Source organism: Prevotella sp. AM23-5 (genome assembly GCF_003473645.1).
GTDB classification, from domain to species: domain Bacteria; phylum Bacteroidota; class Bacteroidia; order Bacteroidales; family Bacteroidaceae; genus Prevotella; species Prevotella copri_A.
This window is the reverse complement of sequence record NZ_QUCG01000037.1, coordinates 1-12,048: the sequence shown is the minus strand read 5'-3', so window position 1 is coordinate 12,048 and position 12,048 is coordinate 1. Positions and strand designations below refer to the sequence as shown.

Below are 12,048 nucleotides of genomic sequence, written 5' to 3'. Positions count from 1 at the left end.
TTTGCCCTTACAGGGCGTTTTGTTGGTTGTATGTTTAACCCAGGGTGTTACCCTGGGCTAGGAGCTTCTGCCCTTTCAGGGCGTGCTGCTCAATATTTGCTTCTGTAAGAATTCATGAATCCTCTCTGAATTCATTTACTTCTTCTCATGCATGTGATCCCATTTCAGATAGATTCCGGCAAGGATGGTGCCCGAAATACTGTGCCAGGCACAACTGATGGCGCAAGGCAATACGGCGAGGGGCTGGGCGGCGAAGAAGTTGCCAGCAAGAACCGTGGCAAGACCGGCGTTCTGCATTCCCACCTCAATGCTGATGGTACGCTTCTTGGCAGTATTGAAGCCCGCCAGCTTCCCGGCAAGCCAACCCAGCAGATAACCCAGGGTGTTGTGGCAGAAAACCACGGCAAAAGTCCAGAGGAAAAGCGATAAACCACGAGCTACCAAGTCATCGTGAACCGTAGAGATCACACCTCCCACAATAATCGCCAGACAGGTTACGCTGATGCCCGGCATCAGACTCTGAATGGTAGGGAAGCAATCCTTCTTGCCATAGATATAATTCAAAGCGCAGCCGATGGCCACAGGGATAATCGTAACTATCAGAATGTTGATGAACATTCCCACAGCATCTACATGGATAATCTCGCCTGCCGTAATCTTCATCAGCAGCGGAGTCATCACTGGCGCAAGAATCGTAGAGGCGCAGGTCATTCCTACGGAGAAAGCCACATCGCCATGGCAGAGATAACTCATGATATTGCTCGATACTCCGCCCGGACAGCATCCCACCAGCAGGATTCCGAGTGCCAGGGCTGGATCAAGATGCCAGACGTGCACCAGGGTGTAAGCCACGCCCGGCATGATGATGAACTGGGCGCAGGCACCGATGAAGACATCCAGCGGGCGCTGAGCCAGAATCTTGAAGTCGTTGGTGGTCAGGGTCAAGCCCATGGTGAGCATGATGATGCCGAGAATGACGGTTTGAGTAGTTCCGCGCACCCAGTCGAAGGTATGTGGGAAGAAGAATGTGAATACTGCTACACCTATTACGAAAATAGAGGTGTAATTGGCCAGCAGCTTGCTGAGCCCCTGAAAAAACTTTAGCATAATTCTATTTCTTTTTAAAATCCTGATATTTCTCTCTTATTTGCAATCTCCGGGATGATTGTCTTTGACGATTTCTTGGTTGATTGTCTTTGACGATCTCTCTTCTTTCTCTCCTCTCCTCCTTCTTTCCTCGCTTTCAATATTGGGTGCAAAAGTACGTCTTTTCTACCGAATAAGCAAATTATTTAATAATTAAATATCAAATTATAACATTTTTGTTAGTTCGAGCTTACGAATCTGCACGAATCTTCTTGGATTGTGCAAAATCTGAGGCAAAATAATTCGGCTTTTCTTCTTTAATTCCGCAACAAATGTGTAACTTTGCACCCATATTATCGATAATAGTCATAGAATGAACGAAGATTTTGATATAAGACAACAGACGGTTTCGCCTGCCGAAAAGGAATTCGAGAAAGCACTGCGCCCACTGAAGTTCTCCGACTTCAGCGGACAGAATGGCGTGGTGGATAATCTCGAAGTCTTTGTTGAGGCTGCCAAGTATCGTGGCGAACCGCTCGACCATACCCTCTTGCACGGTCCTCCGGGACTGGGTAAGACCACATTGAGTAACATCATCGCCAACGAACTGGGTGTGGGCTTCAAGATTACATCAGGCCCTGTGCTCGATAAGCCGGGCGACCTGGCAGGTATCCTTACCTCCCTGGAGCCTAACGATGTGCTCTTCATCGATGAAATCCACCGCCTCTCGCCAGTGGTAGAGGAGTATCTCTATTCGGCGATGGAGGATTACCGCATCGACATCATGATAGACAAGGGGCCTTCGGCACGCAGCATCCAGATAGATTTGAATCCGTTTACCCTCGTGGGAGCCACCACCCGTAGCGGACTTCTCACAGCTCCGCTCCGTGCCCGTTTCGGAATCAATCTGCATCTGGAATACTACGACCCGGAGACGCTTCAGAAGATTATCAAGCGAAGTGCCATGCTCCTGCAGGTGCCGATAGAAGATGAGGCGGCAGTGGAAATCTCCCGCCGCTCGCGTGGAACCCCTCGTATCGCCAACTCGCTGCTCAGAAGAGTCAGGGATTTCGCCCAGGTGAAGGGTAACGGAACCATCACTTACGAGATTGCCCAGATGGCTCTCAAGGCGCTCAACATCGACCAGTATGGCTTGGACGAGATAGACAACAAGATTCTCACCACCATCATCGACAAGTTTCGTGGAGGTCCGGTGGGCGTAAGCACCATTGCCACGGCTATCGGCGAAGATGGCGGCACCGTAGAGGAGGTTTACGAGCCATTCCTCATCATGGAAGGCTTCATCAAGCGTACGCCACGAGGCAGAATGGCAACCAAGCTTGCCTATGATCATCTCGGCAGGAATCCGTATGGAAGCAATATCTTGCAGGGCGACCTGTTTGAATAAAGTTCGAATCTCAAAGTTCAAAGTAATCATAAAGTTCAAGTAATGAAGATAGGAATATTTACGGGTACATTCGACCCATTTACGATAGGACATCAGAACATTGCGGAGCGTGCTCTGCCGATGTTTGACAAGCTCGTGATTGCAGTGGCGATGAGCAAGCTGAAGCACGCCAGCGAGGAAATCTCGAAGCGTGTAGAAGATATCAGAAAGGTTTTCCCGAAGGAATGTGCAGAGCTGGTAGATGCGGAGGATGCATCCAAGGGCCACCGCCTGGAAGTGGTTGCCTACGATGACCTCACCATCGACCTGGCGCATCGCCTGGGAGCCAGGTTCCTAGTTCGCGGCGTCCGTTCTGCCAAGGATTTCGAGTACGAGCGAGAGCAGGCTGACATCAACAAGCAGTTGGGCGGCGTAGAAACCATCCTGCTGTTTTCCGACCCAAGATACAGCAGCATCAGCTCAACGCTGGTGAGGGAATTGAGGTTCTTCGGAAGAGAAGTAGATGAATTTTTACCAAAAATAAAATAAAAATAGGAGGAAGAAGCGTATGATAACATACAATGTAGATGGCGTGAAAATGCCAAAGATCAAGAAGCGCGACACCAGTGCCTGGATTCGCAAGGTGGCTGCCTCTCATGGCCGCAAGGTGGGAGAGATAGGCTATATGTTTGTAGATGACGAGAAGATTCTCGAAGTGAACAACGAGTATCTGGGTCATGATTACTATACCGATGTCATCACCTTCGATTATGATGAGGATGATGTGATTAACGGCGACATCGTGATTTCGCTCGATACCGTTCGCACCAATGCCGAGCAGTTTGGCAAGACCTACGATGATGAGCTTCACCGCGTCATCATCCACGGCATCCTGCACCTCTGCGGCATCAATGACAAAGGTCCGGGAGAGCGAGAAATCATGGAGGAGAACGAGAACAAGGCACTAGCCCTGCTCGAAGGTGCTTCGATATTGAAGAAGTAAAGCCCTTTGATATTGAAGAAGTAAAGCCCTTCGATATTGGGAAGCTATTCCTTTGATGTTGGAATTAAGTTTCCAATATTTAGAGATACATTCCCTCTTCGGACTTCTCGGGCGAAGTATAGAAAATCAGCTGTTAACTGTTAACCTGTTAACTCTTGATCGTCAAGATGAACAGTTAACTCTTAATGTGGTTAACGAAGCGGGCTGAAAGCCCAGCAAGCTCTTAGCCCAGGGCAACACCCTGGGTACAAGGAAGATATAACGGATTCGCCCTGTAAGGGCAAAAGCTTTTATATACGAGGCTTTTGCTCCTACAGGGCGTTTGCATTATTGTATTGCCTTGATTCTCTCCCGGCATTCTTTCAATATCTCTTTCAGTTCCTCCACGGTCGTGGCTCTCAGCATGGCGATTCTCGTCTGGCGGAAATCAGGGATGCCCTTGAAGATAGGGGAGGCGGCCAGGTGGCGACGGGTGTGGAGAATGCCTCTGTACTCGTCGATGCGCTCCACGTTGATGCGAAGCTGTTCTTCCAGGAGGTCGATTTTCTCATCTACGGTTAACGGGGCTGCACCCGTATTATCCAGATAATCGCGTATTTCCTTGAAAATCCAAGGCCTTCCGAAGGTGGCTCTACCAATCATCACTGCATCTACGCCGTAACGCTCAAAAGCAAGCTTGGCTTCCTCCGGGGTCGTAATATCGCCATTGCCGATGATAGGGATATGGATGCGGGGGGTGTTCTTCACCTCACCTATGAGGCTCCAGTCAGCTTCTCCCGTGTACATCTGGCTTCGGGTTCTGCCGTGGATGGTGAGTGCCTGGATTCCGCAATCCTGTAGCTGCTCGGCAAGCTCGGTGATGATGAGGTTCTCACAATCCCAACCCAGTCGGGTCTTCACGGTTACGGGTACGTTTACCGCCTTCACCACCTCTCTTGTAATATCCAGCATCAGTGGAATATTGCGGAGCATTCCGGCTCCCGCACCCTTTCCGGCAACCTTCTTCACCGGACAGCCGAAGTTAATATCAATCACATCCGGCTTCGCCTGTTCTACGATTTTTGCAGCTTCCACCATATCCTCGGTGGTTCTGCCGTAAATCTGAATGCCTACAGGGCGCTCCTCATCGCTTATCGTAAGCTTGCTGACTGTGCTCTTGATGCTTCGCACCAAGGCTTCCGCCGATACGAACTCAGTATAAACCATGGCAGCTCCGAATCGCTTGCAGAGCATGCGAAAGCCAATATCCGTTACGTCTTCCATCGGAGCGAGGAAGAGGGGCTGAGGCCCAAATTCTATATTACCTATTTTCATCTTATTCTTTTTGTTTGGCAAGAGGTGAAAGCTCTTTTCTTTTTTGCGGCTGCAAAGTTAATGCAATTTGGAGACAAAACAAAATAAAACGCAGATATTTTCAATTTTTAAAACGATGATTTTAAGCTTTTGCCCTTACAGGGCGCATTGCTGCTGCTGTTTATAACCCAGGGCGATTGCCCTGGGCTAGGAGCTTCTGCCCTTTCAGGGCGTTCTGTTTGCGTTTCTGCCTTTCAGGGCGTTCTTTTTGCGTTTCTGCCTTTCAGGGTATGTGTTTCTGCCATAGACGTCTATTTCAGCAGATGATACATTCCTCCTGCCAGGGTGCGGATGATTCCCTTCATTTCCAGCGTAAATAGGAGGGAGGTGAGGCGGGAGATGTCGATGTTCGATTTCACGCTGATGATGTTGATCTGAAGGTCATTGGTCTTCGAGAGAATGTTGATGATAAGCTCCTCTTCGGGTGATAACTCCGGAAAGAGGCTGCGCTCGATGCCCTGCTGCTTGGCTCGCATCAGGGTGGCGTCATCCTGCCAGCGCATATCCTTCACGAAATCCTCGGCACTGGTGATGAGCGTGGCGCCGTTGTTGCGAATCAGGTTGTTGCAGCCCTCGCTGTAGTAATCGCCTATCCTGCCCGGGAAGGTGAAGACGTCCCTGCCGTAGGATTGCGAAATATCGCAGGTGATGAGGCCTCCGCCGTGAGCAGCGCTCTCTATTAGGATGCAGGCATCCGACATTCCTGCCACAATTCGGTTGCGGCGCACGAAGTTGATCTTATCTGCATTCGTACGGGTAAGAAATTCGGTGAGCAAACCGCCCTGTTCTATCATCTTTGCAGCCGTTTCCCGGTGCTGACGGGGGTAGAGGTCATCGAGACCATGAGCCAGTACGCCCACGGTTTCGTAGCCGCTGGCGAGCGCCTGTCTATGAGCCACGATATCCACACCATAAGCCAGGCCGCTCACTATCAAGACACGAGGAGACAGCTGCTTCAAATCCGTAATGAAGCGACGGATAAGGTCTTCGCCGTAAGGAGTGCAGTGACGGGTTCCCACGATGTTGATGATTCGCTGCTGGTTCAGGTTGGCGTTGCCTTTATAGAAGAGCATGAGCGGCGCATCATCGCAATCCTTGAGTCGTTGCGGATAACGTTCGTCGTTCATCGTTATCGGTTCGATACCATATCTTATGTCGTATTCCAGTTCCTCTTCAGCCCGTTTTCGGGCCTCGTCGCAGTTTTGGATAGCGTTCACGAGTTTATCCGAGGCATCGGGCAGGATGTCTCTGAGGTTGTTCTTATGCTCAAGGATGAGCGTGGCGGAGCCCACCTTTCGGTATAGCTCCAGCATTCCTGCAAGGCTGAAATAATTCAGCCTTGTTAAGAGTATAGTATTTAATATTTCCTGTTGGTCAGCCATAATCTTAAAAAATAATTAGTTATCTCTTCAAGTATTCATACCCAATCCTGCACCTCAGGCATTCCTTCCTGTCGCAGTATTCCTTCTTCAGCTGGATAAGCGCCTGGCTGTCCCCGGCGTTCTCCACCTCCAATCCACACTGCTGCCACATCCTTACTATGTGGTTATTCTCCGCCTTCAGCTCCTCCAGGAAATCGAAGGCGCGGTCGCAGTATTTCTCCTCGCCACGATGCCTGCCGTAGGCAAAGAGGATGGGAACCACGGTGTTGATGATGAGCAGATTGAGTGAGAAAGGGGAGAGGTGCTTCTCGTTGCGGATGCTCGTGCTGCCGAAGGTATAATGGGTTTCCCAATACTCCGTAACGCTGGTGGCAAGCACCTTCTTCGCCTCCTTCACCGTGGTGGCCTCCAGCAGCTGGCTAAGCCCCGCACGGCGGTTATAGTAAAGATTGGCAAGCTGCGAGATGCGGATATGAGGAAAATTCTGCGGGCGGAGTCTCAGGAATCGCCACAGCTTGTAATCCATCGGCTGCAGCGAGAACTTATGCGAGAGATAAAGATACTCATTTCTCAATCTCGCAAAATACCCGTCGTTCAGGGCGTCTTTCTGATATCTTTCGGGGATGGTGTTCAGCTCCAGCAATCCCGCCTGCCCCATGAAGATAGCCTCTATCTGGAAGAGGTCATCTCTGTGATGATCCACCGCCCTCAGAGGCAGTTTCAGCGCCCACTGCTCAAAAGCATCTCCATTGATTCCGAAGCCGTAGTTTCTGGCCAGGGTTACGAAATAGGCATTCTCCCAGTCGCCGTTGCAGCGGCGCACGCGCTCCTCTATCGCCTCCGTCTTCTGCGAGAGGCGCTCGGTTTGCAGGGCGCTCATCCACGAGTGAACGGTGAGCTTGGTGAGCGATGGAATTATCTGATAGCAAGGAGGATACTGGTCGATGGTGAGTAGCTCCTGATAGTGCTTGAAAACATTCTCGGGGATGTCGAGCTGCATCTGCGTCAACGGGGCACCCTTGGAGTTTCGGGCTTCCGTATCTATGTTGCCGCAGACGTGCAGAATCACGTTGTCGTATCTTTCGTCCTTGTCGTGAGCATGAAGATACCAGTCGCTCGCCTTGTCGTGAATCTCCACGTTGCCCACCCAAAGGGTTCCGGCAATCTTGATTTTAGCGTTGAAGAAATCGGGTCCTGCATTGCGGTTGTGCAATCCGGGGTCGATGACTTCCACCTGCCTGTGGTCGGTGGTGGAAAGAGGGGAGAGTGGGAAGAGTTTGTGCTTCCACACGTAGTGAAGTAGTTGCTCCATATTGTTTCGGCTTTTATGGTTTATAGGATTGCCTCTTTCGGATCGCAAGTTCTGATGCTTGTTCTTTTGCAGAAATCGCAAGCTTGATGCTTGTCCTTTGATGGTGCAAGTTTTTCGCTCGTGTGCGGAAGGGGTATTGAAAAATCAGCTGTTAACCTGTTAACCTTGGGATGAGAAATATTTCTCGAATGCCTTGTCGTAATCCTCGCTGTTGCCCAGCTTGCCGTTGATGAGGCAGACGAGCTCTACGGTTGCCTTGAGGCAGAGCTTCTCATCGCTGGCACGGAAGATGTCCTGATGGAAGACGTATCTCACGCCCTGCTTCTCCAGCCACAGGCGCGAAAGGAATTCATCATCGCATTGCAGCGGAACCTTGTACTGCAGGTTCATTCTCGCCACCACAGCATCCACACCCTTATTGTGCATTTCGGCAAAGCTGAGGCCGCATTCCTTCAGGAAGAGATGGCGGGTATGCTCCATGTAGTGCAGATAGTTGGCGTTGTTCACGATGCCCTCAATATCGCACTCGTAATCCCTCACTTCCATCTTTGTCTCGAATATGTATTTGCTCATCATTTTCTATTTTTTAGTTACTAAATGAGGCTAAAAGCCCTAAATCACTGCAAAAATAACCAAAATTTTCTATTTATTATTATAATAACAAGGATTTTTCAAGGTTTTTCGAAGAAAAATGTGTATTTTTGCCGAATAGAACAAATAAAATTTAGATAAAGATGAAAATTGCTTTGATCGGCTACGGAAAGATGGGACACATGATCGAGGAGATCGCCCTGCAGCGTGGCCACGAAATCGTATGTAAGATTGACGTGAATAACCCTGAGGATATCGACAGTCCTGAGTTCTGCTCTGCCGATGTTGCCATCGAGTTTACAAACCCTACTGCCGCCTACGGCAACTATCTGAAGGCTTTCTCTCACAACGTGAAGGTGGTTTCAGGTTCAACAGGTTGGATGAAAGACCATAAGGAAGACGTGGAGAAGCTCTGCGCCGATGGTAAGCAGACCCTCTTCTGGGCCTCTAACTTCAGCATCGGAGTAGCCATCTTCTCTGCCGTAAACCGCTATCTGGCAAAGATCATGAACGGATTCCCACAGTACTCAGTATGTATGCAGGAAACCCACCACGTGCACAAGCTCGATGCACCATCAGGTACAGCCATCACTCTTGCCGAGGAAATCATCGACAACATCGACAGAAAGAAGGACTGGAAGCGTGGCGTTACTTATTGGACAGAGGATGGTCATCACGATGAGGGCGATGCAAACATCACCGATGAAGACCTGGTTATCAACTGCGTACGCGATGGCGAGGTTCCTGGAATCCACGCCGTGATGTATGATTCAGATGCTGATATGATTACCATCGAGCACAGCGCCCACTCACGCAAGGGATTCGCTCTGGGAGCCGTTCTCGCAGCTGAGTTCACAGCCAACCATACCGGTTTGCTCACCACATCAGATTTATTTAAGTTCTAAATCAGGAATCTCGGAAATATGATTTCTTGAAACAGGATTTCTCCTGAAATTAAGAAAGAAAAAATATGATTGACAAGCAGAAACAAAACCTTAATATGAAGGTGCAGTGGGCGAAGTTCGCAGTGGTTCTCGCCCTCTACCTCCTCTTCCTGATATGGGTGGAGAGCTGGCTGGGACTCATTGTGGTTCCGTTCATCTTCGACGTTTACATCACCAAGAAGATTCACTGGCAGTGGTGGAAGGATGAGGAAGGTCCTATCCGTTTCATCATGAGCTGGGTTGATGCGCTCGTGTTCGCGCTCGTAGCGGTTTATTTCATCAACCTCTTCTTCTTCCAGAACTATGTGATCCCATCTTCCTCTCTCGAAAAGAGTCTCCTCACGGGCGACTATCTCTTCGTGAGCAAGGTAAGCTATGGTCCTCGCATTCCTCAGACACCGCTCACTATGCCTTTGACCCAGCACACCATGCCGCTGGTCAACGTGAAGAGCTACGTGGAGTGGCCTCACTGGGATTATCGCCGCGTGAAGGGATTGGGCAATGTGAAGCTCAACGACATCGTAGTGTTCAACTATCCTGCCGGCGACACCCTCTGCAACGAGGAGCGCTATCAGGCGAATGATTACTATCAGATGGTTTACTCTATCGGTGACCAGATTCTGGAGCAGAATGGACAGCAGCAGGATGTGCGCGTGCTGAACCCATTGCAGCAGCGCCATTACTTCGAAAAAGTGTATGCTGCCGGACGCAACTACATCGCCAGTATGCCGGGCGAATATGGCGACATCATCAGCCGTCCTACCGACCGCCGCGAGAACTACGTGAAGCGCTGCGTGGGTTTGCCTGGTCAGATCCTGCAGATCAAGAACCGCATCGTTTATCTCGACGGCAAGGCAAACAAGGAGCCTGATAATGTGCAGTATACCTACAAGATGAAGCTCAAGGGCGAGTTCCCTATCGACCTTGCCGATGAGCTGGGAATCACCAATGAAGACCTGCTGATGTACAATCAGAGCGGCGTGATTCCTCTCACCAAGAAGGCTTACTTGGCGCTGAAGGCGAACAAGAACCTCGTGGAGAGCATCTCCATCAACACCGATGCGAGATACGGCGACCTTTATCCGCTCAACGCCTACACTGGTTGGACATGCGATAATTACGGTCCTGTATGGATTCCGAAGAAGGGCAAGAGCATCGCTCTGACGCTGAAGAACCTGCCTGTTTACGAGCGTTGCATCAAGGTTTACGAGGGCAACGACCTCAAGGTAGATAGCCAGGGCAACATCTTCATCAACGGCAAGCTGGCGAAGAGCTACACCTTCAAGCTCGACTATTACTGGATGATGGGTGACAACCGCCACAACTCAGCCGACAGCCGCTATTGGGGCTTCGTGCCAGAGGATCACATCGTGGGCAAGCCTATCTTCATCTGGTGGAGCCACAGTCCTGATCATCCAGGCTTCTCAGGCATCCGCTGGAACCGCCTGTTCAACTTCGTAGATAACATCAAGTAACAGAAGTTTTTGAAATCAAGTAAGCAAAGATAGATTTGAAAATCGCAGTTAAGTTCCTAATAGCTTTAGGTTTGTCGTTGCTCCTGGTGTGTGTGGTGCGAACCTTTGCCTTCACTGTCTTCACGGTGCCTGCGGGAGGTCTTCCTCCGCAACTGCAGGCTGGCAACCGGGTGATAGTGAATAGGATTGACTGCGATTTTTTCAATCGTGGCGATGTGGTTGTCTTCCGTGATTCCGTCACGTATCAGCGCCGCAACCAGCGCCGCAAGATAGTTGCTGAGGCTTATTTCATAGGTAGGGTAGAGAAGCAGCCGGGCGATACGATTCGCATCGATACGGTGCAGTATATCATTCCTACGGTGTGCTGCAAGCGCTGCGGCTGCAAGGATTGCCGCTTCTATCTGCTGAAAACGCCTACCGGGCAGCAGGTGGTGCATAAGCATCAGATGATAGGCAAGGCGTATAAGCTGTTTTAGCCGATCCCATCGCTCGCCCTTATTATTAATCCTTAATTTAAAATTCAAAATTGAAAGCCCTTCTTTCTTCCACATATTTCGGTCCCATCCAGTGGTATCAGAAGCTGAACCGCTACGATGAATGCCTGATAGAGCGCCACGAGAGCTTTATCAAGCAAACCTATCGCAACCGTATGATCATCCCGACCACCAACGGCCCCCTCTCGCTCACCATCCCAACGAACCACAACACATCGCTGGCGATGAAGGATATCCGCATCTCCGACCACGCCAACTGGCGCCACGTCCACTGGAATGCGCTCCTCTCCGCCTACGGCGAGAGCCCTTTCTTCGAATATTATCAGGACGACATCCGCCCCTTCTTCGAGAAGAAATACGAATTCCTCTTCGATTTCAACATGGAGACTACAGAGAAGATGATAGAGCTCCTCGACATCCGTCCGAAGATTTCAATCACCGAAGCCTATATTCAGAGTAAAGAACTGAAAGAAGAGGATGAAATCAAGGATTTCCGCGATGCGATTCGCCCAAAGAAGCCGCTTCCTGACGCAGAATTCGCTCCCAAGCGCTATTATCAGGTCTATGAACAGAAGCACGGTTTCCAGCCGAATATGAGCATCCTGGACCTCCTTTTCAATGAAGGAAACGAGGCGATATTCTACCTATAAATAATCAAGGTAGAGTATCGCCTCGCTGCCTTTTCACAGCTTTCTCGCACCTTCTCACTGCCTTCTCACATCTTTTCTCACACCCTTTAGTTAAAAAAACTAAGTCATAGCTTTCTATCCCCAAACTCATAGTTTTTTGCCTCGTAACTCATTGTCCTTCATCTTTTTCAGCCTTCTATTAAGACCTCCCGTTGTCATCAATGATGCCTAGGCTCGGTCTTCATAGATGCCCTCTCATCCCCCTCATTATCCGCATCAGGAGTTAACAGGTTAACAGTTAACACCTCAAAAATGCATACTCCCCCTCCCACACATATATAAAAATAAGTATATATATATTTAATACCTAAAATCCGCAACTATCATCCAAT

12 protein-coding genes are annotated in these 12,048 nt (G+C 49.8%); 7 read left to right on the top strand and 5 right to left on the bottom strand.

All coding sequences use genetic code 11. The features are described 5' to 3' along the window. Positions 1-135: 135 nt before the first annotated feature. The gene (locus tag DW657_RS10160) at positions 136-1,107 is read right to left on the bottom strand and encodes a bile acid:sodium symporter family protein (protein ID WP_117664194.1); all 972 of its coding nucleotides are present in this window, start codon (positions 1,105-1,107) and stop codon (positions 136-138) included. 352 nt (positions 1,108-1,459) lie between these two features. Here DW657_RS10160 and ruvB point away from each other — a divergent pair, with 352 nt between their 5' ends. Genes ruvB through ybeY form a run of 3 tightly spaced genes read left to right on the top strand, consistent with a single transcriptional unit; the run spans position 1,460 to position 3,476 of the window. Then, positions 1,460-2,494 carry a Holliday junction branch migration DNA helicase RuvB gene (ruvB, locus tag DW657_RS10155; RefSeq protein WP_117664193.1) on the top strand — a complete coding sequence of 345 codons (1,035 nt, stop codon included), beginning with the start codon at positions 1,460-1,462 and terminating at the stop codon, positions 2,492-2,494. A gap of 42 nt (positions 2,495-2,536) precedes the next feature. Next, a complete protein-coding gene (gene coaD, locus DW657_RS10150; RefSeq protein ID WP_118312415.1) occupies positions 2,537-3,022 on the top strand; it encodes a pantetheine-phosphate adenylyltransferase in 486 nt (161 codons plus the stop codon). Positions 3,023-3,041: 19 nt separating this feature from the next. After that, positions 3,042-3,476: an rRNA maturation RNase YbeY gene (gene ybeY / locus DW657_RS10145; RefSeq protein WP_006848933.1), complete on the top strand. Its 435-nt coding sequence runs from the start codon at positions 3,042-3,044 to the stop codon at positions 3,474-3,476. Positions 3,477-3,803: 327 nt separating this feature from the next. Here ybeY and dusB read toward each other — a convergent pair whose 3' ends face one another. From dusB to DW657_RS10125, 4 genes are all read right to left on the bottom strand, one after another. Next, a complete protein-coding gene (gene dusB, locus DW657_RS10140) occupies positions 3,804-4,790 on the bottom strand; it encodes a tRNA dihydrouridine synthase DusB (RefSeq protein WP_118312427.1) in 987 nt (328 codons plus the stop codon). A gap of 290 nt (positions 4,791-5,080) precedes the next feature. Further along, entirely contained in the window at positions 5,081-6,211 is a 1,131-nt protein-coding gene (gene dprA, locus DW657_RS10135; RefSeq protein ID WP_118312414.1) for a DNA-processing protein DprA, read from the bottom strand. Positions 6,212-6,230: 19 nt separating this feature from the next. After that, entirely contained in the window at positions 6,231-7,523 is a 1,293-nt protein-coding gene (locus DW657_RS10130; RefSeq protein WP_118312426.1) for a DUF2851 family protein, read from the bottom strand. 159 nt (positions 7,524-7,682) lie between these two features. Continuing rightward, positions 7,683-8,096 (bottom strand): thioesterase family protein, encoded by a 414-nt coding sequence (locus tag DW657_RS10125; RefSeq protein WP_089543109.1) that lies wholly within the window; start codon positions 8,094-8,096, stop codon positions 7,683-7,685. A 161-nt stretch (positions 8,097-8,257) separates the two neighbouring features. Between DW657_RS10125 and dapB the strand changes: the two genes are divergently transcribed. From dapB to DW657_RS10105, 4 genes are all read left to right on the top strand, one after another. Then, positions 8,258-9,019: a 4-hydroxy-tetrahydrodipicolinate reductase gene (dapB, locus tag DW657_RS10120; protein WP_089543091.1), complete on the top strand. Its 762-nt coding sequence runs from the start codon at positions 8,258-8,260 to the stop codon at positions 9,017-9,019. Between the two features lie 65 nt (positions 9,020-9,084). Continuing rightward, complete coding sequence (gene lepB, locus DW657_RS10115; protein WP_118312413.1) at positions 9,085-10,533, top strand: signal peptidase I; 1,449 nt, start codon at positions 9,085-9,087, stop codon at positions 10,531-10,533. A 35-nt stretch (positions 10,534-10,568) separates the two neighbouring features. Then, entirely contained in the window at positions 10,569-11,009 is a 441-nt protein-coding gene (gene lepB, locus DW657_RS10110; RefSeq protein WP_158577350.1) for a signal peptidase I, read from the top strand. A 50-nt stretch (positions 11,010-11,059) separates the two neighbouring features. Next, positions 11,060-11,677, top strand: a complete 618-nt coding sequence (locus DW657_RS10105) for a WbqC family protein (RefSeq protein ID WP_089543094.1) — start codon at positions 11,060-11,062, stop codon at positions 11,675-11,677. Positions 11,678-12,048 lie beyond the last annotated feature (371 nt).

What these genes read in the sequence shown, in the direction of transcription:
- DW657_RS10160 (WP_117664194.1), bottom strand. Translation starts at nt 1,107, where the DNA reads ATGCTAAAGTTTTTTCAGGGGCTCAGCAAGCTGCTGGCCAATTACACC.
- ruvB (WP_117664193.1), top strand. Translation starts at nt 1,460, where the DNA reads ATGAACGAAGATTTTGATATAAGACAACAGACGGTTTCGCCTGCCGAA.
- coaD (WP_118312415.1), top strand. Translation starts at nt 2,537, where the DNA reads ATGAAGATAGGAATATTTACGGGTACATTCGACCCATTTACGATAGGA.
- ybeY (WP_006848933.1), top strand. Translation starts at nt 3,042, where the DNA reads ATGATAACATACAATGTAGATGGCGTGAAAATGCCAAAGATCAAGAAG.
- dusB (WP_118312427.1), bottom strand. Translation starts at nt 4,790, where the DNA reads ATGAAAATAGGTAATATAGAATTTGGGCCTCAGCCCCTCTTCCTCGCT.
- dprA (WP_118312414.1), bottom strand. Translation starts at nt 6,211, where the DNA reads ATGGCTGACCAACAGGAAATATTAAATACTATACTCTTAACAAGGCTG.
- DW657_RS10130 (WP_118312426.1), bottom strand. Translation starts at nt 7,523, where the DNA reads ATGGAGCAACTACTTCACTACGTGTGGAAGCACAAACTCTTCCCACTC.
- DW657_RS10125 (WP_089543109.1), bottom strand. Translation starts at nt 8,096, where the DNA reads ATGAGCAAATACATATTCGAGACAAAGATGGAAGTGAGGGATTACGAG.
- dapB (WP_089543091.1), top strand. Translation starts at nt 8,258, where the DNA reads ATGAAAATTGCTTTGATCGGCTACGGAAAGATGGGACACATGATCGAG.
- lepB (WP_118312413.1), top strand. Translation starts at nt 9,085, where the DNA reads ATGATTGACAAGCAGAAACAAAACCTTAATATGAAGGTGCAGTGGGCG.